Below are 26,025 nucleotides of genomic sequence, written 5' to 3' on the forward strand. Positions count from 1 at the left end.
GCCACACACCCCCTCCACCGTCCCCACGAGCCCCGCCTCGGAGAGGGCGTCGATGAAGGCCGCGGGAGCGCGCCGGTCATTCCAGTCATGGTGCTGCGAGCTGGCGGTCCACTTCACCTCGGCCATGACGGGTCCTCCCTAGAGCCGGGTCAACACGTTGGGCTGCTTGACATACCAGACGGTGATGCGGCGCGCCTTGAGGGCCGAGTTCAGCTTCGCGGCCTCCTCCGAGGGGAAGAGGTAGTGCAGCGACTTCACCTCGGCCCCCGTGTTGGCGCCCTTCGTGCCCAGGAAGCCCAGGTAGTCGTCCACCTGGCCCGGAGGCACCTTGTCGGTGAGCTGGTGTTTGATCTCCCAGAGCTCGCCCTTGTCCGCGAAGAAGCGGTCCGCGGTGCGCCGCTTGCCCCCGGGAAGTGGAAAGGTCTCCCGCGTGAACGCCTTGCCGGCGAACTCCTGCAGGTGGGTGCGCGCGAAGGCCTCGAACATGGGCCCCTTGAGGGCGGCGCCCTGACGCGGGTCCGCCTTCACCACCGCCTCCACGATCTTGTTGAACGCGTCGATGTCCCCACCCGTCTTCGACGGCACCACCTGGGTGAGGTAGCGGGTGAAGGTCTGGTACGCCGTCTTCGGGTTGCTCTTGTCGGCGGCGGTGACGAAGTCGGCGAGCTTCGCGAGGTCCAGGTCCGTGAGGTCCGCCTTGCGGATGAGCGCCATCAGCGCCGGGTACTCGTCCAGGTACTGCTTTATCTTGCCGACGTGAAGGTCCTTGGGCAGCGCGGCGAGCACGCTCTCCGGCGACGTGAGCTTCTTCGCGCCGGTGGCTCCCTTCGCGGCCAGCTCCGCCAGGTACTTCTGGATGGCGCCCAGGTCCACCTTGCACGGCGAGGCGCAGCCCAGCACCCGCGCCTTGGCCACGTCGCTCAGCTCACGGAAGCGCTCGATGGCCCACTGGGGCAGCCGCTTGAGCCTGTCAATCGCCTCGGCGGAGAGGTTCTGCAGGATGTGGCCGGGCACCTTGAGCACACGCACGGCCCAGTCGCGCGCCGCCTGGAGCCCCCGCATCCCCACGCGCAGGACCTCCGCCTCCTTGAGCCCCTTGGCGACGTCGCCTGCCTTCTCCACGAACTTCACCACCCGTGGCATCTTCGCGAGCAACTGGGCGAACTTGCCCGCCTTCCCCGCGCTCTTCAGCGCCGTGAGCGCGCCGCCGCTGAAGAACAGCATCACGATTTCGGCAATCGCATAGCCGGTAATCCACCCCCTGAAGTGCCAGCGCTTGAGCAGGCTCGGGTCGTTCCACTTCTTGTCCAGCCAGTCGAGCCCCGCCGCCGCGAGCTGCGAGAAGTCGAGCTTGGACAAGTCCTTGAAGAAGCCCCGGATATCCGAGATGAGGTTGCCAGTGACGAGGCTCCACACCAGCTTTCCCGCCAGCTTCGCCAGGTCCACCAGCCCCACCAGCGTGTCCCAGAGCGACTCGAAGACGCCGTGCAGCAGCCCCGCCACGAAGGCGACCGAGCCCAGCAGGAACTCGCCCACCGCGCTGATGGCGCTCTTGACGGCCTGATAGGCCTCGTAGCTGATGGAGCCCGAGGAGACGCGCCCCTTGAGCGCCTTGGCGAACTCCACGCCCGGAATCCAGATCTGCGAGCCCGCGCGCGTCTGGGTGGAGTCCCATCCCGCGTCCGCGTCCGGCTTGTGGATGCCATTGCGCCCGCGCTCCGAATTGACGAGCACCAGCACGTTGACGAAGAAGCGCTCGTCCTGGCCCCACTGCGTCGCGCTCGACTTGTAGAAGCGCTTGACGATGTCGAGCGCCGTCTCCCCCTTCGCGATGCGATACAACCGGGCCTCCGGGTCCGGCAGGTCCACGGTGACGTGTGACTTCGCCACGTAGCCGAACCGGCCATCGAGCAGCACCACGAAGTACCAGCCCCCGGCCTGCTCGCGACTGACGAACAAGCGCGTGTTCTGGGGGAGCCGCTCGAGCGGAGCCTGCCCCGCGTCAGGCGTGGCGCGGAGGTTGACGCCCTCCTCCGGCGCGACGAGCCCGTTCTTGTTGACCGCCGTCCCCGACTGCATCCGCGGGCCATCCGTCGCCACCTCGCGGGGCGCGGCCGTCGGAGTGGGAGGAGGCGCCGGCGAGGGCACCGTGTACTTGGACGCGGGCGCCGGAGAGAAGTCCCGAGCCACGCCCGGGCCGTGACGTCGAGGCTCTCGCGTCGGGCCCTCCCCCATCACCGCGTCCGCCGTGGACTCGGCCTCTCGCTCGGAGGCATCGCCTGGGGAGGACATCGCGAGCCCGCCCGTGGCGAAGCGGGCCAACCTGACGCCGGACGAGGGGCGGCCTCCCGTCTGTTGCAACACATGCGTCAGCTCGTGCGCGAGCAGCCGACGTCCCGCGTGGGTGCCGGGTGAGTACGCGCCGTCCTGGAACGCGATGTCGCTGCCCACCGTGTAGGCCCGGGCCTGGAGCGCGCGAGCGGAGTCCGAGGCGCTCGCGCCCGTGTGGATGCGCACGCCGCTCAAGTCATGGCCGAAGCGAGGCTCCAAGAAGGCACGCGAGGAGGACTCCAGCGGTCGGCCGGAGCCCAGTCCTCGTGAGACCTGTGCGGACACCTGCTCCGACGAGGCCGCCCCGGAGGCACCGGGTTGCGCCGCTCGAGCCACCTCCTCCTTCTTCTCGCAGGACGAGCACGCGCACGTTCCTCCCCCGCACGCGACGCGCTGCACGGTGGGGGTGAGCGGGATGCGGCTGAAGTCGAAACGGACGCCCGGTGAGACCTGCCCGGTCTCGCCCGAAGGTCGCGCCCACGTGTCTGGCCTGATGGCCGACTCGGGCCGGACCGCGGGAGTGAAACCTCCCACCTCGGCTGAGTGACTCGCGCGAACCCGAGCCCCGCTTCGTCGCATGGCTCCCCCCTGGAGTGGATGCCCTCGCATTGTACGCCAATCCCACGCAGGAGCGCATGGACTCACCAGCTCCAGGTGCGTGCGGGGCACCCTGGCACTTCGCCTTCTTGGGTCAGGCTTTACATGAATTTACGACATGGTCGCAAAATGCCTCTCCAGCCGCCGTCTCTTTGGGCAGGTGCTGAGAATGCAATGCAACGCATTGAAGCGACGGGTGTTGACCCTGTCGGTCCCAACGGGAAGTCACGCGCTCGCGCAGGTCGAGGTCCCGACCGAGCCCCAGACAGCAACGGGCCGGGCGGTGCCCTGCCCGGCCCAGGAGCCGAATCGACCGTCAGCCGAACTCCACCACCCGCATCCCGAACAACCGGTCCACCGCCAGCAGCAGGTCGTCATGCACCTGCACCTTGAGCGACGTGTTCCCGATGAGCGCCTCCGCCTCACCGTGGAACAACACACTCACGGCCACCGGCGTGGCACCGGCGAACTTCTTCGCCAGCTCGTGCAGCTTCGCCACGCGGTCCTCCGTCAGCAGGTCCGCCGGCACGCGCAGCTCCAGCCGCTTGGTGCGCTTCTCACGCACCTCCTTCAGGCTCTGGATGTCGTCGACAATCAACTCCGGCGTGGGCGAGTCCTCATCCCGCTGGCTGATCTGCACCGTCCCCGTCACCAGAATCGGGTCGTCCGACTTGAGCAGGTGCTCCCAGTTCTCGAACCCCGGCTTGGGCCCCTGCTTCGCCCACTTGCCATCCCTGCCCATGACGTTGCGCGTGCCGTCCTTGCCCGGGAAGCACACCAGCTCAATCGACCCGGACAGGTCTTCAATCGTCACCCACGCCATGCGCTTGCCCGTCTTCGTGGGCCGCTCGCGCAGCACCGTGACGACGCCCGCCACCGTGAGCTTGTCGTCCTTGCGCGCGCGCTGCACCGATGTAATCGGCTTCGCGTAGCGCTTGAGCTCCTTGTCGTACTGATGCAGCGGATGGCCAGACACGTAGAAGCCGATGGCCTCCTTCTCCAGCGCCAGCCGCTCCTTCTCCGACCACTCCTCCACCACGACGTAGTCGTCCTTCATCGCGGCGCCGCCCGAAGCGGGCCCTGCCAGCATGCCGAACAACGAGCTCTGCCCCGCCGCCTTGTCCTTCTGGCTGGACGAGCCGCGGTTCATCGCCCGCTCAATCGTGTCGAACACCTGCCGACGCGGACGCTTCTCGAAGTCGAACGAGCCCGCCTTCACCAGCGCTTCCAACACCTTCTTGTTGACGCGCCGGCTGTCCACGCGCTCGCAGAAGTCGAAGAGGCTCTTGAAGGAGCCGTCCTTGCGCGCATCCAGGATGGACTCGATGGCGCCCTCGCCCACGCCCTTGATGGCGCCCAACCCGAAACGAATCTTCCCCTCCACCGCGCCGAACTGGAGGTCGGACTGATTCACGTCCGGCGGCAACACCTGGAGGCCCGACTCGCGCGCCTCACCGATGTGCTTCACCACCTTGTCCGTGTTGTCCTTCTCGCTGGAGAGAAGGGCCGCCATGAACTCACAGGGGTAATGCGCCTTCAGCCACGCGGTGTGAATCGTGACGAGGCCGTACGCCGCCGAGTGGCTCTTGTTGAAGCCGTACTCAGCGAACTTCTCCATCAGGTCGAAGATTTCGCCAGCGACCTTCAGGTCGACGCTGTTCTTCGCGCAGCCCTCGAGGAAGCCGGCCCGCTCGGCCTGCATGACCTCGGCCTTCTTCTTGCCCATGGCGCGGCGAAGCAGGTCCGCGCGGCCCAGGGTGTACCCACCCAGGACCTGCGAAATCTGCATCACCTGCTCCTGGTACACGATGACGCCGTACGTGTCCTTGAGCACCGGCTCCAGCGCGGGATGCGGATACGACACCTTCTCCCGGCCGTGCTTGCGGTTGATGAAGACGTCCACCATGCCGGAGTCCAGTGGACCCGGGCGATAGAGCGCGCCCGCGGCGATGACGTCTTCGAAGCAGGACGGCTTGAGCTTCACGACCATTTCCGTGAAGCCACTCGACTCCATCTGGAAGACGCCGGCCGTGTCGCCCTTGGCCATCAACTCCCAGACCTTGTCGTCATTCAGCGGAATCTCATGCCGCGGAATGTCCTTCTCGTGGTTGCGCTTCACCAAATCCAGCGCGTGCTGGATGACGGTGAGGGTCTTCAGGCCGAGGAAGTCGAACTTCACCAGGCCCGCCGCCTCCACCTCGTCCTTGGCGAACTGGGTGATGAGCGTCTTCTCACCCGGCGGCTGGTAGACGGGCACGAACTCCCACAGCGGCTTGTCGGCGATGACCACGCCGGCCGCGTGCATGCCCGGCTGGCGGTGCAGGCCCTCCAGCGCGAGCGCAATCTCCAGCACGTCCTTCGTGGTGACGGGCCGCCCCTCCACTTCACCGATGTTGGAGGGCTTCTCCATCATCTCCTTGAGGCGAGGCTCCATTTCGATGGCCTCCTTCAAGGTGATGTTGAGGACTTCCGGCACCAATTTCGCGATGCGGTCACCTTCGCTGAAGGGCAGCGCGAACACGCGACACACGTCGCGCAGCACGCTCTTCGCCTTCAGTGAGCCGAAGGTGATGATCTGCCCCACGTTCATCTCGCCGTACTTGCGGCCGACGTACTGGATGACCTCGTCCCGCCGGTCCTGGCAGAAGTCGATATCGAAGTCAGGCATCGACACGCGCTCCGGATTCAGGAAGCGCTCGAACAGGAGGTTGTACGGAATCGGGTCCACGTCGGTGATGCGCAGCGCGTACGCGACGAGGCTGCCGGCGCCGGAGCCACGGCCCGGGCCCACGGGGATGCCCATCTTCTTCGCCCAGTTGATGAAGTCCTGGACGATGAGGAAGTAGCCGCTGAACCCCATCTTCTGGATGACGCCCAACTCCAGCGTCAGGCGCGCCTGGTACTCCTCCCGGTCGATGGGATAGCTGACGGTGGCCGCCAACTCGATGAAGCGCTCGCGCAGGCCCTCGTAGGCCAGCTCCGACATGAAGCTGTCCGGCGTGTGGCTGTCCGGCACCTTGAACGTGGGCAACATGGGCTTGCCCAGCTTCAGCTCCAGGTTGCACTGCTCGGCGATGCGCTGCGTGTTGTGGACGGCCTCCGGAATCTCCTTGAAGAACTCCAGCATCTCCGTGGGGCTGGTGACGTAGAGCTTGTCCGTGGCGTGCTTCATCCGCTTGCTGTCCGCCAGCGTCTTGCCGCTGGCGATGCACATCAGCAGCTCGTGCGCGCGCGCGTCCTCGCGCTTGATGTAGTGCGCGTCCGCGGTGGCGCACAGCGGGATGTCCATGTCCCGCGACAACTGCATCAGGTTCACGTTCGCCTTGTCCTGCTCAGGCATCCCGTTGGACTGCACTTCGAGGAAGAAGTGCCCGGGCTCGAAGATGTCCTTGTACTCCTGGGCCGCGCGGCGGGCGTGGTCCATGTCCCCACGGAAGCACGCGCTCGTCACCTCACCACCCAGGCACGCCGTCAGCGCGAAGAGGCCCTTGCTGTGGTCCGCGAGCACCTTCTTGTCGATGCGCGGGTGGTAGTAGAAACCCTGCATGTACGCGGTGGAGGACAGGTAGCGCAGGTTCGCGTAGCCCTCCGCGTTCTTCGCCACCAGGATGAGGTGGTGGTTGACCTTCTCCGAGCGGTCCTCGCGACCCTTGGCGCCCGCGACGTACGCCTCCATGCCGAGGATGGGCTTGATGCCCGCGTCCTTCGCCTTCTTGTAGAAGTCGATGGCTCCGAACATGTTGCCGTGGTCCGTCACGGCGACACTCGACATCCCCTTCTCCTTCACCGTCTTGATGAGGTCCTTCATCCGGATGGCCCCATCGAGCAGTGAGTAGAGCGTGTGCAGGTGGAGGTGGGTAAAGGACATGGCCCGAACACTACGTTCGGCCCCGGCCTCCCGCTACTCTCTCGAACGCGTCAGGGTGGCCCGTCCCACAGGCCGAGAAATCGGCCTCGAAAGTCGTTCTGTCGGGAGCGGAAAGGCGGGGCGCGGCCCGAAATCGGGGCCCCCAGGGCCGGTGGGCCGGGCTCTCCCTCCAGCCGTCCAGGCGGGCGCACCTGGGGCGAAACTCCAGGGCCGGGGGGCTTCACACTTCTTCACGCCCGGTACAAGCGCCCGAAAAAGCGGCCCGGCACATTGGGCAACATCGCCAACACGGCGAAGCCACCCGGGCCCGCGTCGGGCCCCGCATTCGGAGAGAGTCCCATGATGAAGAAGCTCGCCATCGCCGGTTCCGCCGTCGTCGCCGTCGTCCTGCTCAGCGGTTTCGCCTTCCGCGGAGGCCACCACGGCTGGGGCCACAACCCCGAGCGCATCAAGCAGATGGTGTCGTGGAAGCTGAACGACAAGCTGGACGACATCGACGCGACGGACGCCCAGCGCAAGTCCATCAACGCCGTGAAGGACCGCCTCCTCGACGAGGGCGCGAAGCTCGCGAAGGAGCAGCACGCGGTGCGCTCGGAGGTCGTCACCCAGCTCGAGTCCACCACGCCCGACGCGCAGAAGCTCCACGCGCTGGTGGACGAGCGCATCGACGCGATGCGCGCGTTTGCCCACCAGGCGACGGATGCCGCGCTGGAGGTCCACGGCACGCTGACGCCGGAGCAGCGCAAGGAGCTGGCCACGGAGTTCCGTGAGCGCACCGGCATGGAGTGAGGAGCCCCCTCGGTGCCCGTCCCCCACTCAACGCCCACCCATGACCATGGGTGGGAATGGGTAGGCGACGGGGAGCGTCACGCATAGGTTGAAGGTGTGAGATACACCGACTACGCGCAACGCATCCGTTCGTTCGAGAACCTTGGAGAAGTGGCCGAGTACGGCCAGGTCCTGGAGGGCGGACAGCCCTACCCGCTCTTCCGCATCACCGTGCCGGGAGAGCGTTGGCTGGTCATCACCTCGGGGTTCCACGGGGAAGAGCCCGCGGGTCCCCTCACGCTGGCCGAGCGCTTCCCCGAAGTGGTGGCCTATGCCCGGCAACGCGGCGTGGGCCTGCGCGTGTATCCATGTATCAACCCCTCCGGCTTCGAGGACGGCACCCGCTACAACCGCTCCGGCGAGAAGCCCAACAACGACTTCCTTCGCTACGAAGTGGCGCCCGGTGAGTGGCGGGGTGAGCTGAACGAAGGACAGGACCACCTGCGCTGGGCCCTCTACGACGGCGGGCCCAAGGAGACGCGCCTGGTGCGCTCGGACCTGTCGCGCTTCCGGCCGCCGAACGCCGCGCTGGATATCCACCAGGACAACTACCTGGGCGGCGCCGCGACGTACGCGTACACCTTCGGAGACAAGGCCTTCTACCGCCCCTTCGTCGAGGCCTCGTCCAAACACGCGACGGTGGTGCGCAACCAGAAGGTCGACGAGCAGAACATCACCGACGACGACGGGCTCATCGTCTATCACGACGGCAGCGTCACGGACTGGTACGCGCGCCAGGGCGTGCCCTACACGGCGACGCTGGAGACCACCACGCCCATGAGCATGGAGGCGTGCCACGCGGTGAACCTCATCTGGATTCGAGGCTTCATCGACCTGGCCGCGCGCACGGGACGCTGACCGGGGACGGAACGCGCCGAGGACACTCAGCCGCCCTCGTCTCCTCCGTCGTCGTCACCGCCGCCATCGTCGTCTCCGCCGAGGTCGTCCTCACGCAGGACGAACTCGCGCTCCAGTTCCTCGCCCTGGCGGACGCAGACCTCTTCCTCCACTTCCTCGAGACCGTCCGCCTTGACCTCCAGCGTGTAGCACCCCTCGGGAAGAGGACCGACGCGCACCTCTCCGCTCGACGCGTCCATCTCCAGTTCGTCGAGCGCGGTCCCCTCCACCTCCACCTCGCCACGCGGTGGCACGTTGCCAGCGCTGTCTCGCAGGCGAACGGTGATGAAGGCGCCCAGGGGCGCGTCGATGTCACCCAGTTCGGTGATGCGCGCGCCTTGCGCCACCACCTTCGTGCGGGCCGCGCGGGTGCGCGAGGCCACCAGGAACAACTCCACGGAGGTGGCCGGCACACCGCCCAGCTCGAAGCGTCCGTCCGACGACACACGCGCCCTCAACTCGGGCTGGCCCAGCACGCTCACCACCGCCACGTCGGCCTCGGCGCCGAGGATTCGCCCGCGCACGGTGCCCGCCTCCAGCGGCCCGTTGTTGAAGCCACCACACGCCCCCATCAGGGCCAGGCCCGCCCACGCCAGCGGCATCACGCGTCTCGGAGCACGCATCAGAAGCGATATCCTCCGCCCAGAAACAGGCCACCAAAACCCACCGCGCGAGTGCGCCCGTCCACGGGGACGTAGGCCCAGAGAAGCTGGCCCTTCGCCTCCAATACAAACCTCGTCCCCAGACGCCATGACACTCCCGCCATCCAGCCAGGCCACACCGTGAGGTAGCGCTCGTCCTGGCTCAACAGGTCCAACTGGAAGGAGCGCTCCAACCACAAGGCGGCCACACGAGGCCCGGTGGACAACCCCAGCCGACCCCATTGCCACGAGGGTCCCACCGTCACGCCCAGCATCAACACCCGATGGCGCACGGGCACCGTTCCGCCCACGTCGAGCAGCAGCGCCCGACGCCCCTGCCCCGCGGCCAGGTCCACGCCCACGTCGAGCCGCTGCTCCAGCAGCACGCCCCCCAGCCGCAGCCCCACGCCCGCCAGCGCCGTGGGCGGAAGCACCTCGCGGCGGCTGCGCGCGTCGAGGAAGCCCAGGGCGCCGACCTCCAGGGCCACCGTGCGCTGGGGGCCGGGCGACACCTCGCGCAGCAGCGAGTCCAGCGCCCGGCGCTCCCCCGCTCGCAACGCCACGGTGTCTTCCCACAGCAACTGGCCACCCTTGTGGAGGCCCAGCTTCCGGCTTCCCTCCGGCAAGGCCACGCCGCCTGGAAGCTCGCCCGCGTCCACGCCATCCACCTTGAGCGTGAAGCCCTCCAGGCGAGGACTGTAGGAGAAGACCTCCGGCTGCCCGGGCTGGGTCAACGCGCCCGCGAGCAGCACCGGGTCCGCGCCCACTTCCGTCATCCGCGCGCTCGGGCGCTGCCGGCCCTCCGTATAGGTCCACGTGTGGCGGCGCGCCCAGTCATGCGCCTCGGTGGCACTCACCGCGCCGTCCCGGTTGCGGTCCCCTCGGCCGTCGAGCGACTGGACGAAGAAGTGCGTGTAGATGTCATTGGCGAGCGCATCGTCCTCGCGCGCCGTTTCGCCCCAGTCGCTGGCGGACAGGACGAGCGAGGCGCGGCTGTCCTCTTCCAGGGGACGCGGTGGGAACGCCCCCTTGGTGCGCTCCAATTCCTCGAGCACCGCCGGGGGAAGGAGCGACTTGCCCGTGCCGCTGTGACACGTGGCCAGCACCAGCACCCGTCGCCGGGAGCCCAGGTGCTCCAGCTCCCGCTCCAGCGCCGCCATCTCCAGCCCCGTGCCCTGCACGTCCCGGAAGCGCGTGTCGCGCATCACCAGGTAGCGCTGGAGGTCGCCCCGTGCATCCCGCGCGAGCGTGCCATGGCCGGAGACGTAGATGACCACCACGTCCTTCGGGTTCCAGGGCCGTGCGGCCAGCGTCCGCAGCGCCTGCAGCACCGCCGCGCGCGTCGTCTGCTCCGGCCGCGTCAGGACCGTCACCGAGCGGAAGCCGCCGCGTCGCGGGTCCGCCAGCACACGCCCCAGGTCCTCCGCGTCCTTGCCCGGGTAGCGCAGCCCGTGCCAGGAGGCGTCCTCATACTGATTGATGCCGATGAGCAGCGCATGCCGCTCGCCCTCGTGCGCCGACGCCAGCTCCGCCGAATCCAGGCGCACGCGCACCGCCCGCCCCTTCTCGCCCACGCTCGCCGCACCGCACGCGCAGAGCGACGCGAAGGCAAGCCACAGGACGACGCGGAAGCAGGGACGACTCACGAAGGCACGCTCAGGGGGCAACATACCCCGGCTCCACCCGCAGCCGGAGCCTCGCCTGGGCGGCTTCCTCGGGCACCAGGCGTTGAGTGAGGGCCGCGTCCCTCGCGGCCGCCGAGCGCGGTCCCCGTGGCCACGCGGCCAGCACCAGCACCCGTGGACCGTGCTCCCCGGCCAGGGACACACCCGCCAGTTCGCCTGCCTCCTTCAGGTCGTGCGTCCCCGCCTCCAACGTGTAGCCGCCCAGCATCTGCGCGGGGCCCTCCGGGGACTCCAGCACGAGCATCGCGTCGGAGACCTCGCTGGCGCGATAGCGCACCAGGACCACGGCCTCGGGAGGAAGCAAGTCGTCCTCCGTCACCGCGTGCAACGTCCCGTCCGGCAGGCGCGCCACGGCTGACAGCTCCAGGGACATCGGCGCGACACCCTTCAGCCGCCACGAGCGGTCCTCGTGCTCCTTCGACGCCACCGGGGGGAGCACCGCGATGGCGACCACGGCCGCGGCGGCCACCGCCACGGCGCCCGCGAGCCACGCGCGTCGTGGCGTCCAAAGGCGACGGCGCAGGCGAGCCCACCCCACCGCGTCCTCGCGCGGGGTGGACATCGAGCCCAGCGCCTCATCCGCCAACGACTCCACGCCGAACGCGTCGTCCTCGTCGCTCCGTTCGAGGAACGCCTCGCACACCTCACAGGGCTGGGACAGATGCGTGGAGAAGTCCGCCACCTCTTCGGGCGACTTGTCGCGCAGGGCCTTCCAGCTCCGCGCGTCCAGATGTCTGCTCGCGTCGCTCATGGCTCACTCCACTCCCGCGGCCAGCAGCCGCGCCAACAGCTCACGCTTCACCCGTGCCCGGAAGCGCTCCAGGCGCATCGTCACCGCGCTTTTGCCCAGCCCCAGACGCTCCGCGATCTCTCGCGCGCTCAGCTCGCCCTCCAGATAGAACAGGCGGACCGTCTCCTTCTCCGGGCCCTCGGGCAGTCCCTCGATGAGCTCGCGCACCACCACCACGCGCCGCTCCAGCGTGAGGGCAGGAGGAATGGCCGGCATGCTCGTCTCCAGCTCCAGCGCCAGGTCCTCCGCCGCGCGCCCTCGAATCCGCGCGCCCCGGCTGAGGGCCTGGGAATGGTGCCGCGCAATCGTCACCAGCCAGCGCCCGAAGGCGCGGGGATGCTCCAGCCGCGCCAGCTCCCGGAAGGCCCGGACGAACGTCTCCTGGACCACGTCCTCCACTTCCGCCGGGCCCAGCGCGGAGTAGCCCAGCGCGACACGACGCACCGACGCGTGAAAGCGCTGGTACAGCTCGCGGTGCGCGTCCTGCGCACCTCCGTTCGCGCGCTGGATGCAGGCGGAGATTTCCTCCTCCGTCACGGCCCGCACCTCTCACCCACACGCCGAGCAGGCCCCTGCCGCGCACTCGCACCCCACACGAAGGGCGCTCCGGACCACCGGACACACGCTGTTGCTGGGGTACGAGCACAGGCCATGTCTCCCCATTCAGTACCGCGCCTATCAGGAAGGAGTCACGAGGCCTCTATCGGCCACAGGCGACCCCTTCACGAAAGGTCCCCGCCTCGCGATGTGGCCGATAAGCGCGCCGATGCTCCTTCTTTTCGAACAGGGGATTTCGTGCGGCCCAGGCCGGAGAAGTCGCGCGCCAGGTCCTCTCGATACCAGGAGATGAACGGTATGCGACTCATTGGCTTGTGCACGTCCATCATGTTGCTCTCGGCCTGCGGCAACCCGGATTCCGTCAAGGTCGGGCTGAGCACCCGAGTCGGCGCCGCGCGTGGCGCCCAGTCCGCGCCCGGCCACATCGAGCAGCGGCTCGAGGCCCCCACTGGCATCACCATCGACCGGGTCCGACTCTCCGTGCGGGAGCTGGAGTTGGAGCTGGAGGGTGACGACGCCGACGACGGCCACACGGGTGGCGCGGATGACGGCACGCGGGACGATGATGACTCCGAGCAGGAGGTGGGCCCCCTGCTCATCGACCTGACGAGCGAGGACCTGAACGGTCAGGTCATCCGCGTGGGCAACCTGGAGGTGGAGCCCGGAATCTTCGACGAAATCGAGTTCGACATCGGCAAGGTCTCCACCACCGAGGCGGGCGAGGACGCGGCGCTCCAGGAACTCGCGCGGCTCGGCGCGTCCGTGGTCATCGACGGACACATCGACGGGCAGCCCTTCAGCTTCGTCTCCAGCGTGAGGCTGGAGCAGGAGCGAGAGGCCCGCTTCGAGGTGAAGGCCGGAGAAGAGCCGAACATCACCATCAACATCGACCCGAGCGGCTGGTTCGTCGACGGCCAGGGCCAGCGACTGGACCCGCGGGACGACGCGGCACGCTCCACCATCGAGAACAACCTGCGCCGCTCCATCGACGCCTTCGACGACGATGACGAGGATGGCGACGAGGACGATGACCACGACGACGACAACGACGACTGACGGTCATCCCCCACGCCCTCCCACGCGCACCTGGGCCGGGCGGGCGTGAGGTGAGTGAACGGCCCGCCCCTCGACAAAGCGAGGAGCGGGCCGCTGTCACACCGGGCCTCAGCCGCGCGCGGCCTGTTGCTTCCGCCTGCGGTTGCGCCAGCTTCGCAGCGCGAGCACGAGCAGTGGCAGAGGCACCGCGCCCGCGGCTCCGCAGCCGAAGCCTTCCGGCATCGCTTCGTTGGCCACGACCCGCGCCGCCTCCGCGACCGCGACTTCGTCCACGTCGCCGGGCAGGTGGTCGCTCGGCACGGTGCCCCAGCGCTCGAAGTCCGCCAGCAGCGACAGCAACGACGCGTCCTGCGAGAGCCACGTGAGCACCGGCGGGACTTCGTTCCCGGACATCGCCGTGTGCTCGAAGTCCACCGGCGTCCGCACAGGCCCGGGCAGCACCTCCGCGACCCCCGCGGCCGTCGTTCCGCCGGGAGTCACGGTGTGCCCCAGCACTCGGAAGTCGCTGTCCGCGATGACCGTCCGCACGGACACGCGCCCCAGGTCATTGATGGCCGGAGCCCCGGTGCGGAAGACGTACCGGTTGGCGATCTGCACCTCGCTCCCGCCCGGAGGACGAACCCAGACGCTGTAGCGTTGCGCGGGCAGGTCCGCGACCATGCGCACGTGGTACGTCTGCCCATTCACGTAGGGCACCTGGACCAGCGACGCGTAGGCCCCGCCATTGCGCACGTCGAAGTACCCGTCCAGGTTCATCCGCACCGTCATGTTCAGCACGGAGTAGCCCGTCACCGATGTGGAGCTGTCGGTGTAGCCCACCGTGCCGTCCTGCGAGGATGCGAGCGGTGTCACGTCGAACTCGACGGTGCGCACGCCCGTGTTCGTGGTGCCGAGCAGGTGCTGGCTCTCGAAGAAGGCGACCTTCGAGTACCAGGGGTACGGAGGGTTCGGGTTGAAGCGAAGCACCGCCTCCAGGAAGTAGTAGTCGCCGTAGATGAGGCTGACATCAATCTCCTGATTGGCGGGCAGGTGCCCCACGCCATGCAGCAGCAGGCCCGGGCTGTTGGTGCCCTGCGCGAAGTAGGCCGGTGACACCAGCGTGTCGAGCGTGCGCAGCGCCGCGTCGCGGTAGCGCGTCTTGCGCGCGGCGTCCGTCTCCAGGTTGCTCAGCTCCTGAAGCGCCGAGGCGACGATGGCCGCCGCCGAGGAGTCCTTCTGCGTCCCCGGCGCGTTGAAGTCCCACTTCGGCACCATGTCCGCCGGCACATTGTCCAGGTACCAGTCCGTCACCTTGCGCGCGGCCGCGAGCATCCGCGCATCGCCCGTGTACCGGTACGCCATGGTGTAGCCGTAGATGAGCCACGCATGGCCCCGCGCCCAGGTGGAGTTCGTGGAGTACCCCTGGAAGGTGCCCTTCGAACGGATGGCCCCCGTCGCGGCGTTGTAGTCCACGTAGTGGAAGGAGCTGCCATCCGGGCGCACCGCATCGCGCAGCGTGGTGAGCGCGTGGTTGATGGCCATCGTCCGCAGCTCCGCGCGTCCCCCGTTCGCCGCGGCCCACAGCAACAACTCCAGGTTCATCATCGTGTCCGTGACGAGCGGCACGTCCCACGCCGAGTTCCAATCACAGCAATCGATGATGCCGATGCGTGAGTTGTACCGCGTCGCGAGCGTCTCGGCCGACGTCAGCAGCACGCCGCGATAGTACGGGTCTCCCGTGAGCCGGTACGCCTGGCCGTAGCTCGTGAACAGCTTGAAGCCCAGGTCATGCGTCTGTCGGTTCGTCTTCTGTCCCTCCAGGGGTCGCGTCCACTGGTCCGCCTTCTGCTGCCACGACGGCTCCAGCCCCACCTGGAACAGGTGCCACATGCTTCCCGGGAAGAAGCCCTGCGTCCACGCCACCGCGTCCGTGTTGGCCACCGTCGACCACGTCCCGTCGGCGCGCGACGCCTTCGGTGAGCGAGCCGTGCTCGGCATGGCGGTGGCTGTCTTCCGGAGCTGGGTTCGCGCGAAGCCCACCACCTTCAGCGCATCCGCGTCGTTGAACGCGTGGGCCGTGCTGGTGACCAGCAGCAACGCCACCCCCAACACCCCCATGGTCTTCCTCATCCCCTGCGTGGTTCTCATCATGAGGCACCCCTTCCTTCACCCGCGGCCAAGGTGGCCGCGTGCCTGGCTCGAGTCCAGCGAGGCCCGACATGACGGCGACTGGCCGCACGCCCGAGGAGCACTCGCACCCACCGGTCCAAGCTCGGCGCCAGGGGTGCAGTGACAGGTACGCGACGACCTGGATGTGAAGGATTGAGCCGCGCGCCCATCCCCCGGGGCACGGCAGACGTCGGGGAACCCCGAGGCGCTAACGACCGGAGGTCAACACCCGCGACCACAACGTCAGCAGGTCGCGGACCACGGGGCCGTCGGGAACTTCCGCCACGGGAGGCACGTCCACGCGGACCCCATGGGGGGCCAGCCGTGTGAAGGGATTGTTCGGGTCCGGCGTCTTGAGAGGAACTGCCGGGTCCGCGGGGCGGAAGCCGAACTCCAGCGCGCGCTCCTGCACCGGACGGCTCTGCAGATAGCGCAGCCACTCCAGCGCCGCGGCCTTCTGCTCGGGTGTCACCCAGTCCGCCTGGAGCACCGCCGCCGGATGGTCGCTCCACAGGGTGAGCGCCGGGTAGTACACCCGCAGCTCGCCCCACCGGCCCTGCGCGTGCGACAGCTCCGCGATGGCCAGGTTCTCGTACACCACCGCGATGTCGTAGCGGGACGGGCCGAAGCGGACCATGTCCGCCATGAAGGTGCCCGTGGAGGGCTCGAAGCGCGTGACGCCTCGCTCCAGCGCCTTCATCCAGTCCTGGTAGCGCGGGTCCAACAGGTCCGCCACCGTGAGCCCGCCGCGCTTGCCGTAGTACTCCAGCGTGGCCAGCAGCAGCGCTTGCAGTCCGGAGTTGGAGCGCGTGGGGTCCGTGTGGCCCAGCTTCACGAACCCCCACTCCGGCTTGCCGCCAATCGCGGGCCAGCCCTGGGGACTCGTCACCGCTTTCTGAAGCACCTTCCACGACACCGCGCCGCCGCCGCTCGCCTTGCGCAGCACCTCCGCCCGGTCCGCCCACACCACGAAGACCAGCGGCGTGATGACCAGCGGACGCGGAGCCTGCTCGCCCGTCTCCGCGAACAACGGCCCCCGCGTGGGGTCCGTGGCCCAGTCGGAGGCCAGCATGCGCAACACCGCGCTGTCCGCCGGGCTCCACACCGTGGGCTGCTCACGGCCATCCAGGATGGCCTGCGCCGCATCCAGCGAGCCGCGCCCCATCAGCTTCAGGCGGATGTGGGGATGCTGCCGCTGGAAGTCCTCCGCCACGGCCTCCACCCACTCCTTCTTCTCCGTGCTGTAGAGGAAGGAGATGTCCACCACCTGGCCGGGCCTTGGAGGACGGGGCGGCGCGGGCGTCGACGTGCCGGCCTCCTGCACACCCCGAGGCTGGGGCTCCCGGTCGGCGGACAGAAAAAGGACCCCGCCCAGCGCGAGAAAGAGCCCGACGACGATGAGAACCCTGGGTGTCATGTGTCGATGCGTCCCCCTCGCGCCGCGTCGCGCCTCACGCCTCCAGGCGCGAGAGCCGACCGGCGAGCTGCGTATCGCTGCCCGGGCTCACACCCTTCACCCACTCCGTCAGCGAGCCACCCGACGAGGACAGCTTCGCCTCGACATGCGGGCGCAACTGGCCCCAGCGCTTGCCCCAGCCTTCCTCGGACGCGCTGCCCTTCATGCCGGGACGCTCCGCGAGCAGCAGCCCCAGCCGCAGCGCGAGCTCCGGCTCACCGAGCGACTCCGCCCGCCGCACCATGGCCAGCGCCTCCGTCTCCGGTGCGCGGCGCCACGCCTCCACTGCGCGGGAGAAGGCCGCCACGTCCAGCTCGCTCAGCAGCCCCAGCGCGTGACGCAGCGGCAGCCGGCCTTCCTTCGGAGTGGCGACGACGCGCGCCATCAGCGCATCGAAGGTCGCGGCCAGCTCCGCGTGCGCGGCCGGGTCCACGCCGCCCAGGGCCCGCAGCGCCCTGCGAGCGCTTCGAGCCCGTGACGTCACCTCCCAGCTTCGCCAGCCCAGGCGCGCCCGCAGCGCCGCGAGCGCATCCGCGGCGGCCTTGAACGTCTCCTGCGTGGGCGTGGCGACGGGCACGCGGCGGGGCAGCGGAACCTTCTCGGGCGCACGCGGCGCGGCGGCCGGGGTTGGAGTGGCCGCGGCGCCACCGGCCGTCACCTCCTGATAGCCCTCGCGCACCTTCTCGGCGACCTTCTTCTCGTACTCACGCTCGGCGCCAGCCGCGTCGGGGAACGCCTTCTCCTTGCGCTGCCCCGCGGTGCCGATGCGCCCGAACGTGACGATGAAGAGGTTGCCCTGAACCTCCGGCTGCCAGAACTTGGAGCTGGTTCCCTCGACGAACTCGAACCTTCGCATGGCCCATCCTCCTCGTGTGTCAGCCGCCGCGAACAAGGCTAGCGCACACGCTCGTGTCGCGCCTCACGCCGCGCGCGATGACCGCTCCTGGAACTCCGCTTCCATCTCCTTCAGGCCGATGGCGCGCGGCATCCGCCCCTCGTAGCCCAGCTCCTGGCGGGCCTTCTCGTCGCTCACCGTCACCTCGCGTCCAATCAGCAGCACCTCGGTGCGGCTGAGCGGCGGGCGGCCCGGCAGGCCGAAGGTTCCCCACGCCAGGTCCGCCAGCGTGGCCACCGTGGCGGCCAGCCCGTAGGGAATCGTGCTGTTGCCCGGGTCCACGCCCTGCGACTTGAGCATCGCGGTGACGAAGTCGCGGAACACCACCGGCTCGCCGTCGGTGAGGAAGTACGCCTCGCCACCCCGGCCCTTCTCCGCCGCCAGCAGCATGCCCTCCACGCAGTTGGCCACGTGGCAGGTGGACGTGAGGTAGCGACCATCCCCCACCCACTTGAAGCGTTTGGTGCGCACCGCCTCCACCATCTGCGGCAGCACCGACGTGTCCCCGCGTCCCCAGACGAGGCGCGGACGCACCGCCACGGTGGTGAAGTCCGCGGAGTTCACGCTCAGCACCCGGCGCTCGGACTCGCCCTTGGTGGACGGATAGTCCCCGATGGGGCGCTCCGGCAGCGGCCAGGTCTCGTTCACCTTCACCAGCGGCGTGCCGTCCGCCATCACCGCCTCCGTGCTGACGTGCACCAGCCGCTTCACGCCCGCCGCGCGCGCGGCCTCCAGCACGCGCTCCGTGCCGCGCACGTTGGCCTCGTAGTACTCCGCGCGAGGCGCCCACGACTTCACCAGCGCGGCCGAGTGGAAGACGGTGTCACAGCCCTCCATGCCCTCCCGCAGCTTCGCCACGTCCGACAGGTCGCCCTCGAAGGGCTCCGCCCCCGCCGCCACCACCGTCGCGACGGACTCCGGCGAGCGCGCCAACGCGCGAGCCTCGTCGCCGCGAGCCTTGAGCGCCGCGAGAAGGTACCTGCCCACGAAACCGGAACCACCGGTGACGAACGCCCGCATGGACTGCTCCCCTGTCAATGAGGTCTCGGGCTCCTACCACCACCCGCCCTCGGCGCGGTAGCCACCTGACGGCCCGGCCCCCCATCCAAGCGCCCTGGCGCCCGACGGAGGGCCACCAGGGCCTGGGGGCGGGGCCCGCGCGTCCCCTCTCAGAACATGTCCCGCAGCGATGGCTGAGGCCCGGAGAACAGCGCCATCGCCGCCTGCACGGAGGCGTCATCCGCCTCCACCAGCCCCACCGAGCGCAGGGAGGCCGCGGACTGGAAGCCGGTGTACAGCGGGCCCAGTTGGCGGATATCCAGCCGCAGCCGGCCCTCGCCACCCCGCTTCACCCGGCCCACGCCGTCCGCCACCTCCAGCACGAAGCGGCCCTGGTTCTCCGGGAAGAGTTCGTCCGTCACTTCCAGGTGCAGCGAGCCAGAGAGCCCCGGCGTCCAGCCACGGGCCTCCAGCGCGGAGACCACGTCCAGCACGCGCACCATCCAGTGCATGTACACCTTCACCGAATAGGACTGCTCGCGCAGCAAGAGGAGGAACGGGTCGTCCGGGCCGCCGTACCAGACCACCTCCGTGCCCAGGGAGTGGTGGTCGCCCAGGAAGCGGAGGAGCCGGCGCGCCGCGGCGGGCGTGGTGGCGACGATGTCCGTGAGGGCCAGCTCCTGCTTCAAGTCCTTGAGCGGACGGCGCGCCAGGTAGACGTAGCCCTCCACTCCGGCGCTGCCCTCCACGAGGTAGCCGTGGACGGGCTCGGAGCGAGGGTTGCGCACGCGCCCCCAGGAGAACTCGCTCCGGTCCAGCCAGCCCTGACGGAAGCGGGCCACGCTCGTGTAGCACGCGGCGATGGCCGCCTCGTCGCGCGACTCGATGGCTCGCAGGGACAGCGTGCGCTCGCCCATCTCCAGCGCGGACATCTGCACGCGCGTCTCGTAGCGGGCCCCGGCCTGCTCGTAGCCGGCGCGCCGATAGAGGGGCTGGGTGGCGGGATAGAGGATGGAGAGCGCCGCGCCCGACTCGCGCGCCTCTTGGACCAGTCGCGTCATCAGCCGCGTCGCTGTCCCCTGCCCCCGGTGCAGCGGCGAGACACCCACGCCACCCACACCGACGACGGGCACGCTGCGCCCGCCGAACCACTGCCCCTTCCGGATGGAGACCAGCGTGCCCGCCACCTTCCCGCCATCGCGCAAGAGGCGCAGGTCGCGCGCATCCAGCCGTTGCCTCCACGCGAGGCAGTCCGCGGGCGTCATCGCATAGGCATGCATCAGGATGTCCGCCACGGCGGACAGCTCCTGCTCATCTCTCGGCGGTCCAAAGTCGTCCGGCTTCGCGTCCACGTCCCCATCCCTCCAGGGGTGCGCTCACACACCCGAGGGGCATCCTACCGGGGGACCCGGGCCTCCACACGAAGACGGCGCTCCACGCGTGACATTCGCGTGACGGGCAGTCCCTACGCTTCTCCCATGGCCACTCCCAAGCGCCCTGGGTCCTGGCGGTACACGCTGGGCCTGGGCGGAGACTGTCAGGTCTGCGGCACCCGTCTCCGCGAGGAGCCGGAGGTCACGAACGGTGAGCGCCTCTGTCTGGACTGCGCTCGGAGGACCCTCGGGTCCAAGTCGTTGCCGGACCTCGCCTCCGAGGCCGCGCTCGGGCTGATGGTCCGCGGCCTCTTGTTCATGGCGGTGGGCTCGGTGCTGCCCATGATTCTTCTGTCCATGGTCCTCATCGTGCTGGTGCTGGGCGGGATAGGCTTTCTGCTCTACCTGGGCGTGAAACACGCCCACCTCCCCCTGCCGCTGGCGGTCATGCTGGGCTCCGTGGTCTTGCTGACCGCCTGGTTCCTGCTCAGCTCGCGTTCCAGGTCACGGTGACGCGCCGGGCCTTCAGCGGCCAGGCACGAAGGCGATGCCCACCGGACGCAACAGGTCCGTGGAGGGCGGCACGAGGAGGGCGCCGCCGTTGCCTGGAGAAGGCAGCGGGCTGTCATCGCGGCCATCGAAGCGCAGCACCGCGCCGCTCAGCGCCGGGTCCGTGAAGTCGAAGCCCACCGTGTAGATGCGCTCGTGGGTGCCGAAGACGACGCCGCCACGGAAGTTCTTCGTCGGCACGGTGCCGGTGTAGTTGGTGGACAGCGTGGACTCCATCCGCCGCGTCCAGAAGTCATAGCGGTGGATGTCGTTGGCGAAGTCGCTGACCAGCAGGTCGCAGTCGCCAAAGAGCCGCGAGCAGCCAGGACTGAAGGCCAGCCCGAGCAGGCTGATGAAGCCCGCTCCATCCGGTGACGGCGCGGGCTGGTCGATGAACACCTCGGACCGTCGAGACCAGAGGTCAAAGCGCAGCACCTGACTGGGCAGGCCGGGGAACGTGGGGACGCCATCCACGGCGACCGAGCCCTGGGTGGTGACGTAGAGCCGATGGTCCGGTCCGAACGCCAGGAAGTTGGGGCCATTGAGGCCACCGGGCAGGCCGTTGCCGGAGGCAAAGACATCCACGAAGGCGCCCGTCCGGGCGTTGAAGCGGAGAATCTTGTCCGTGAGGAAGCTGCTCACGTAGAGCAGGCCATCCGGTCCGAACGCCTGTCCATAGGGGCGGAACAGGCCCGCGCCCGAGGCGAAGGTGTCGATGAACGCGCCCGTGCGTCCGTTGAAGCGAAGGATGGCGGAGTTGGCGAGCGTGTCACCGCTGGCGACATAGAGATGACCGTCCGGCCCGAAGACGAGCGAGTCCGGGTTCACCAGCCCACCACTGCCAGCGGGGATGAAGTCTCCGAGGAACTCTCCCGTGCGTGCGTCGTAGCGCACCACGTTGTTGCCTCGGGTGTTTCCCACCAACAGGGTGTCGCGGCGCGCGGGCGCTCCGTCCTCGGCGTGGGCCGGGAACAAGCCGAGGAGGCAGGTGGAGAGGGCGGTGAGCAGCAGGGCCTGGCGTGCGAGTCGACGGCCAGGGGACGAGACGGTGTCAGGGGTGTGGGTCGGCATGGTGGGGCCACGTTGCGGCACGTGGGCCCCGGAAACCAACCGACTCGAGGACAGGTCCGCCGCGTTCCATCACATACCCACCACTCACTGGCCGCTGGCGCTCACGGGGCGACGCGCTTCATCTTCGAATAGAAAGAAGGCGCGAGCAGATAGGCGAACGTCGCGTCGCCGAAGCCCAGCAGGTCTCCGTCCCGCACGTGCATCTCGCCGCCCGCCTCCACCTCCCTGGCGTTGACGAACGTGCCGTTGCTCGACTTCAGGTCCACCAAGGTGCAGCCGACCGACGGGCCCCACCAGCAGAGCTTCGCGTGGCGCTTGGAGACGGAGGGCTCGTTGACCACCAGGTCGCAGTCCGGCTGGCGCCCCACGGTGAGCACATCCTGTCCCTCCACGGGCGGAAGCGTGGCCACGGTGAGCGCGTCGAAGTGCAGCCAGAGGGCCACTTGCTGCCGCTCCAAGCTGGGCAGGTCCCGCGCCATCGTCGTGCGCGCCGCGCCCATCTTCATCGCCAGTTGCGCCATCACCGGGCTGGGCGGCCGCTGCACCAGCACGAACGGACCCACCTGTTTGCAGAAGAAGGCTTCGGTCAGGCGCGAGCTCAGCGCACGCAGTTCCTGGACGGTCATCATGATGGTTGCTCCCCCGAATCACTCACGCGCGCGATTCTGCGGGGGACGCCGCCACGCGTCGAGTCTTCTCGTGTCAATGCCTCGACGGGAGGGCCGCTCAGCCGGCGCGCGTGCGGACTTCGTCCAGCAGCCGCCCAGGAGCTTCACCTGCGCGGGCACGGAGGCGGCGACGAGCACCTGGCCCTCCGGATTGGAGCGCGGCAAGCACCTTTTCCCTCCACATTCCGACAATGGTGCGCAGGACGCAGGGGTCCCTGAATCACCGGGAAATGAGTCCATACGCCAGAGGGGGAAGTCCGATGGGATTGCGCAAGTGGTTGTTGGGCGGTTGTGTCTTCATGGTCGCAAGTTGTGATTCCGCGCCGCTGGACGAGGCCGCGCGGGAGAAGTCTCCGTCACGGGTCCAGGCGGAACGGCTCGCCGCCGAGCACGGCTTCGACCTCCGGGAGGTCACGCTCGTCCCGGCGCCCGGTGACACGGGGGACCGCCACTCGCTCCACTTCCAGGGCATCCCCATCCAGGGACTGGAAGCAAGGACGACTCAAGGAGTGACCTCCCTCACCAACGTCCGCTTCGCGGCCACCACGCGTCCCCAGATGCAGGCTCGGGTCACCGCCGCCCAGGCGGAGGCCACGGTCCTCGCGGAGATGAAGGACGCTTCGGCGCGGGTGGAAGAGTCCCGGCTCATGTTCCTTCCCCAGGAGGAGCGCCGCCTCAAGCCAGGCGTGCCCACCCCCGCCGCCGGACGTGCCCACAACGCCGACCACTTCGAGCGCGTGGTGACGGGCCTGACGCTCGTGCACCAGCTGCACCTGCTCACGGGGAATGAACCGGCCGGCGTGGAGCGGCGTTGGAGCGCGCAGGTGGACGCCCGCTCCGGCCAACTGCTGCGGTTGGAGCCGCTGGCCATCGACCTGGCAGGGGGGACCTACAAGCCCGTGTCGGGCTATGGCTACTTCTCCGGCAGGCTCACGCACTCCGTCCTCTTCGAGAATCGCCTCTATGTGCTCCAGGATCCACGGGGCAACAAGTACCAGGCGATGCTGAGTACGGAGAGCCTCCCTGGCTCTGTCATCGAAGACTATGTGAGCATTGACGCGAAGTTTGGTGATGGGCGCCTCTTCAACCCCACGAACGAGGAGAACGGCGAGAACGGCGAGAGCGCGGCGGTGGACGCGATGTTCGCCGTGAACCTGGCCTGGGGCGTCTACGAGTCCCTCCTCAGCCGCGATGGCCCCACCGGAGCGGGTCTGCCTTTCGAGGTCTGGTTGCACGCCCCCATGGGTAACGCGGAGTACAATCCCAGCAACACCCGTCCGCGGTTGGAGATTGGCTATCGCACCTTTCCCGCTGGCGTCACGGCCGCCGGGGGCCTGCTCGTTCCATTGTCGACCACCGACATCATCGGCCACGAGCTGGGCCATGACTTCTTCATGCGGGAGCTGGCCAGGAACCCCGCGACCTTTCCCTCCGGCAGGACGGAGATGCATGGCATGAATGAGGGAACAGGGGACATCTTCGGCTTCGTCACCGAGCTCGCCCGCGACGCCGCGCGGGTGGGTGGGACGGCGCTCGACATCGATGCCGTGCCCCTGAAGACCACCAACCTCACCATGGGTGAGGAGGCCGGCCCGGTGATGCGCAATCTCATCGATCCGATCATCGACATCTGGTTCGACGGCATCGGCGGTGAGGAGACCCACCGCGCAGGTGGCCCCCTGGTGCGCATGTTCCTGCTCCTGGCCTACGGCTGTACTCCCTGGCAGGGAGAGCAGAGCACGGACCCGTGGAGCAGCTTCCTGGTCCCCGAAGGCTTCTCCGGCCTTGGCCCCACCGCGGCCTTGCGCCTCTGGAGCCGCGCGGTTCTATCCATGCCCCTGGGCGCGGACTACGCGCAGGCCCGCCAGGCCACGCTCGAGGCGGTGATATCCCTGTACGGCGCCTCGGGAAGCACCCAGATGAAGGCCGTGGGCTCCGCGTTCGCCGCCATCAACGTGGGCGACCTGCCCGACACGAACCCTCCCACCGCCGTTCTGAGCTGCACCCAGGTGGGGGCGGACATCGAATGCACCGGCACCATCACCGATGCGGAGACTCCCAACAAGTTCCACACACCCCCACAGCTGATACTGGATGGTGGAAATCCGTTCCCGCTGCCGGGCTGGCAGTTCACCCTGCGAATGCCGGGGGCCGCGCTCAAGGACGGGACGCATACGGTCCGACTGAAGGCCTGGGACTTCTGGCAGAACGCCACCACCACGACGGTGTCCGTCGTATTGGACAAGAAGCCGCCCGTCCTGTCGGTCACCCGCCTGGGCCCGCTGAAGCAGCCCTACTTCTCCGTCACGGCGACCGACGACTCCGGTATCGAACGGGTCGAGTACTTCGACAACTCCGTGTGGAGGTCAACCGTATCCATGGCGCCCTTCGACAATGAATACGACACGTCGACCTGGCCTGACGGCACCCACGACATCTTGATCAAGGCATTCGACCGCTTCTTGAATGTCACGATGGTCCACCACGCCCTGGATGTGGACAACACGCCTCCCAATGTCTCGATGACAGTGGGAGGCAGTGCCCCGCCCTTCATCGTCAACGCGAGCGTGTCGGATATCTCGACCATCACACGGGTCGACTTCAAGGTGGACGGGGTGGTCTTCGCCACGCGCACGAACTCCGCCACGTCATATGTGGTCCAGTACACGCCCATTGATCCGCTGGCCCACAACCTCTCCGTGGAGGTGACGGATGCCTTTGGCAACAAGAGCGTGAGGACCCTGGCCGCGCCTCGTGACGTGACGCCCCCGGCGGTGACCTTCGAGAAGACCCAATTGGGCTCCTTGGTGAGGCTCACCTTTGGAGCCTCGGACATCTGTGGCCTGGTCTACCCCTATGGGTTGTATGTGGATGGGACCCTGGTGGCGCTGCCCACCACCCCGGGGTACGTGCTGGAGTTCGGTGCCAACATGGCCGACGGTCCGCACGCCTTCCACGCGGTGGTCCATGACAACTGCGGCAACACGACGAACTTCGAGACCGTGTTCTTCAAGGGAATCACGCCTCCCGTCATCACGGGCATCACCCGTGACGACTCCCAGCCGAAGTCCCCGAAGTTCACCGTGCAGTGCGTGGACACGGATGGCGTTCACCACGTCGAGATGCGCGAGAACGGCGTCGTGATGCAGATAGACACCACCGCACCCTACGAGTTCATCGTCGACACCTCGGCCCGGCAGGACGGGGACTCCATCCTCTTGTTCCAGTGCAGCGACCTCCAGGGCGCGGCGAGCACGCCCGTGACGCGCACGGTGACCGCGGACAACACCGGCCCCTCGTACACGTTCACCGTTTTTGGTGCCGGTCGCACCTACTTCGTCTCCGCGGGGACGGTGAGCGACCCGCGGGGCATCCAGTCCGTCGTCCTCAGCGGAGGCCTGATCCCGGGATTCAACGTCACGCTGACGCAGGCGCCGTACTCGTTGACGTGGTCCATCCCGAACATCTACTCCTTCGACACCCAGCTTCCTTTCTCGCTCCTGGCCACGGACAAATGGGGCAACACCTCCAACACGAGCCTCGCGTGCCCGGTCGACACGGCCTCAACCGAGCCCGCGCTGCTGTTCTGTCAGGTCCTGTGACGCAAGGCTTCAG

Annotated in this window: 18 protein-coding genes; 5 read left to right on the forward strand and 13 right to left on the reverse strand. The window is 68.5% G+C overall.

The window, feature by feature from the left end:
- Positions 1-138: 138 nt before the first annotated feature.
- Positions 139-2,667 carry an eCIS core domain-containing protein gene (locus FJV41_RS01970; protein ID WP_181790335.1) on the reverse strand — a complete coding sequence of 843 codons (2,529 nt, stop codon included), beginning with the start codon at positions 2,665-2,667 and terminating at the stop codon, positions 139-141.
- A gap of 577 nt (positions 2,668-3,244) precedes the next feature.
- Positions 3,245-6,796, reverse strand: a complete 3,552-nt coding sequence (gene dnaE, locus FJV41_RS01975) for a DNA polymerase III subunit alpha (protein ID WP_141640669.1) — start codon at positions 6,794-6,796, stop codon at positions 3,245-3,247.
- A gap of 339 nt (positions 6,797-7,135) precedes the next feature.
- Here dnaE and FJV41_RS01980 point away from each other — a divergent pair, with 339 nt between their 5' ends.
- Both FJV41_RS01980 and FJV41_RS01985 read left to right on the forward strand, forming a co-directional pair.
- A complete protein-coding gene (locus FJV41_RS01980) occupies positions 7,136-7,585 on the forward strand; it encodes a Spy/CpxP family protein refolding chaperone (RefSeq protein ID WP_141640670.1) in 450 nt (149 codons plus the stop codon).
- Between the two features lie 96 nt (positions 7,586-7,681).
- Positions 7,682-8,482: a M14 family metallopeptidase gene (locus FJV41_RS01985; RefSeq protein WP_141640671.1), complete on the forward strand. Its 801-nt coding sequence runs from the start codon at positions 7,682-7,684 to the stop codon at positions 8,480-8,482.
- A 26-nt stretch (positions 8,483-8,508) separates the two neighbouring features.
- On the opposite strand, the gene FJV41_RS01990 is transcribed toward FJV41_RS01985, so the two are convergent.
- The 4 genes from FJV41_RS01990 to FJV41_RS02005 are packed head-to-tail and all read right to left on the reverse strand — an operon-like array spanning position 8,509 to position 12,174.
- Positions 8,509-9,144, reverse strand: a complete 636-nt coding sequence (locus FJV41_RS01990; RefSeq protein ID WP_141640672.1) for a carboxypeptidase regulatory-like domain-containing protein — start codon at positions 9,142-9,144, stop codon at positions 8,509-8,511.
- A complete protein-coding gene (locus FJV41_RS01995) occupies positions 9,144-10,832 on the reverse strand; it encodes a caspase family protein (protein ID WP_141640673.1) in 1,689 nt (562 codons plus the stop codon). Before FJV41_RS01995 ends, FJV41_RS01990 begins: the two co-directional genes overlap by 1 nt.
- Positions 10,819-11,598: a hypothetical protein gene (locus FJV41_RS02000; RefSeq protein ID WP_141640674.1), complete on the reverse strand. Its 780-nt coding sequence runs from the start codon at positions 11,596-11,598 to the stop codon at positions 10,819-10,821. The genes FJV41_RS01995 and FJV41_RS02000 overlap by 14 nt, the downstream gene beginning before the upstream one ends.
- Positions 11,599-11,601: 3 nt before the next feature.
- Positions 11,602-12,174 carry an RNA polymerase sigma factor gene (locus FJV41_RS02005; protein ID WP_141640675.1) on the reverse strand — a complete coding sequence of 191 codons (573 nt, stop codon included), beginning with the start codon at positions 12,172-12,174 and terminating at the stop codon, positions 11,602-11,604.
- A gap of 318 nt (positions 12,175-12,492) precedes the next feature.
- On the opposite strand from FJV41_RS02005, the gene FJV41_RS02010 reads away from it, so the two are divergent.
- On the forward strand, positions 12,493-13,251 hold the full coding sequence (locus FJV41_RS02010; RefSeq protein WP_141640676.1) for a hypothetical protein: 759 nt from the start codon (positions 12,493-12,495) through the stop codon (positions 13,249-13,251).
- A gap of 108 nt (positions 13,252-13,359) precedes the next feature.
- On the opposite strand, the gene FJV41_RS02015 is transcribed toward FJV41_RS02010, so the two are convergent.
- The 5 genes from FJV41_RS02015 to FJV41_RS02035 all read right to left on the reverse strand — a co-directional run bounded on the left by FJV41_RS02015 (position 13,360) and on the right by FJV41_RS02035 (position 20,101).
- The gene (locus tag FJV41_RS02015) at positions 13,360-15,381 is read right to left on the reverse strand and encodes a glycoside hydrolase family protein (protein WP_246136944.1); all 2,022 of its coding nucleotides are present in this window, start codon (positions 15,379-15,381) and stop codon (positions 13,360-13,362) included.
- Between the two features lie 226 nt (positions 15,382-15,607).
- Positions 15,608-16,816, reverse strand: coding sequence for a substrate-binding domain-containing protein (locus FJV41_RS02020; RefSeq protein WP_141640677.1), 1,209 nt, complete (start codon positions 16,814-16,816; stop codon positions 15,608-15,610).
- Positions 16,817-16,850: 34 nt separating this feature from the next.
- On the reverse strand, positions 16,851-17,711 hold the full coding sequence (locus FJV41_RS02025; protein WP_141640678.1) for a WGR domain-containing protein: 861 nt from the start codon (positions 17,709-17,711) through the stop codon (positions 16,851-16,853).
- A 63-nt stretch (positions 17,712-17,774) separates the two neighbouring features.
- The gene (locus tag FJV41_RS02030) at positions 17,775-18,770 is read right to left on the reverse strand and encodes an NAD-dependent epimerase/dehydratase family protein (protein WP_141640679.1); all 996 of its coding nucleotides are present in this window, start codon (positions 18,768-18,770) and stop codon (positions 17,775-17,777) included.
- 149 nt (positions 18,771-18,919) lie between these two features.
- Positions 18,920-20,101 carry a GNAT family N-acetyltransferase gene (locus tag FJV41_RS02035; RefSeq protein ID WP_246136945.1) on the reverse strand — a complete coding sequence of 394 codons (1,182 nt, stop codon included), beginning with the start codon at positions 20,099-20,101 and terminating at the stop codon, positions 18,920-18,922.
- Positions 20,102-20,227: 126 nt separating this feature from the next.
- On the opposite strand from FJV41_RS02035, the gene FJV41_RS02040 reads away from it, so the two are divergent.
- Positions 20,228-20,635 carry a TraR/DksA C4-type zinc finger protein gene (locus tag FJV41_RS02040; RefSeq protein ID WP_141640680.1) on the forward strand — a complete coding sequence of 136 codons (408 nt, stop codon included), beginning with the start codon at positions 20,228-20,230 and terminating at the stop codon, positions 20,633-20,635.
- Positions 20,636-20,647: 12 nt separating this feature from the next.
- On the opposite strand, the gene FJV41_RS02045 is transcribed toward FJV41_RS02040, so the two are convergent.
- Both FJV41_RS02045 and FJV41_RS02050 read right to left on the reverse strand, forming a co-directional pair.
- Positions 20,648-21,742, reverse strand: coding sequence for an NHL repeat-containing protein (locus FJV41_RS02045; protein WP_141640681.1), 1,095 nt, complete (start codon positions 21,740-21,742; stop codon positions 20,648-20,650).
- Positions 21,743-21,843: 101 nt separating this feature from the next.
- Positions 21,844-22,371 (reverse strand): FHA domain-containing protein, encoded by a 528-nt coding sequence (locus FJV41_RS02050; RefSeq protein WP_141640682.1) that lies wholly within the window; start codon positions 22,369-22,371, stop codon positions 21,844-21,846.
- Between the two features lie 299 nt (positions 22,372-22,670).
- Between FJV41_RS02050 and FJV41_RS02060 the strand changes: the two genes are divergently transcribed.
- Positions 22,671-26,012 carry an Ig-like domain-containing protein gene (locus FJV41_RS02060; RefSeq protein ID WP_181790337.1) on the forward strand — a complete coding sequence of 1,114 codons (3,342 nt, stop codon included), beginning with the start codon at positions 22,671-22,673 and terminating at the stop codon, positions 26,010-26,012.
- Positions 26,013-26,025: the final 13 nt, after the last annotated feature.

The organism is Myxococcus llanfairpwllgwyngyllgogerychwyrndrobwllllantysiliogogogochensis (genome assembly GCF_006636215.1).
Lineage (GTDB): Bacteria > Myxococcota > Myxococcia > Myxococcales > Myxococcaceae > Myxococcus > Myxococcus llanfairpwllgwyngyllgogerychwyrndrobwllllantysiliogogogochensis.

Bases quoted from the DNA above. Each gene is read 5' to 3' on its own strand.
- dnaE (WP_141640669.1), bottom strand. From the start codon at position 6,796: ATGTCCTTTACCCACCTCCACCTGCACACGCTCTACTCACTGCTCGAT.
- FJV41_RS02040 (WP_141640680.1), top strand. From the start codon at position 20,228: ATGGCCACTCCCAAGCGCCCTGGGTCCTGGCGGTACACGCTGGGCCTG.
- FJV41_RS01990 (WP_141640672.1), bottom strand. From the start codon at position 9,144: ATGCGTGCTCCGAGACGCGTGATGCCGCTGGCGTGGGCGGGCCTGGCC.
- FJV41_RS02015 (WP_246136944.1), bottom strand. From the start codon at position 15,381: ATGATGAGAACCACGCAGGGGATGAGGAAGACCATGGGGGTGTTGGGG.
- FJV41_RS02010 (WP_141640676.1), top strand. From the start codon at position 12,493: ATGCGACTCATTGGCTTGTGCACGTCCATCATGTTGCTCTCGGCCTGC.
- FJV41_RS02045 (WP_141640681.1), bottom strand. From the start codon at position 21,742: ATGCCGACCCACACCCCTGACACCGTCTCGTCCCCTGGCCGTCGACTC.
- FJV41_RS02020 (WP_141640677.1), bottom strand. From the start codon at position 16,816: ATGACACCCAGGGTTCTCATCGTCGTCGGGCTCTTTCTCGCGCTGGGC.
- FJV41_RS02030 (WP_141640679.1), bottom strand. From the start codon at position 18,770: ATGCGGGCGTTCGTCACCGGTGGTTCCGGTTTCGTGGGCAGGTACCTT.
- FJV41_RS02060 (WP_181790337.1), top strand. From the start codon at position 22,671: ATGGGATTGCGCAAGTGGTTGTTGGGCGGTTGTGTCTTCATGGTCGCA.
- FJV41_RS02000 (WP_141640674.1), bottom strand. From the start codon at position 11,598: ATGAGCGACGCGAGCAGACATCTGGACGCGCGGAGCTGGAAGGCCCTG.
- FJV41_RS02050 (WP_141640682.1), bottom strand. From the start codon at position 22,371: ATGATGACCGTCCAGGAACTGCGTGCGCTGAGCTCGCGCCTGACCGAA.
- FJV41_RS02025 (WP_141640678.1), bottom strand. From the start codon at position 17,711: ATGCGAAGGTTCGAGTTCGTCGAGGGAACCAGCTCCAAGTTCTGGCAG.
- FJV41_RS01995 (WP_141640673.1), bottom strand. From the start codon at position 10,832: ATGTTGCCCCCTGAGCGTGCCTTCGTGAGTCGTCCCTGCTTCCGCGTC.
- FJV41_RS01980 (WP_141640670.1), top strand. From the start codon at position 7,136: ATGATGAAGAAGCTCGCCATCGCCGGTTCCGCCGTCGTCGCCGTCGTC.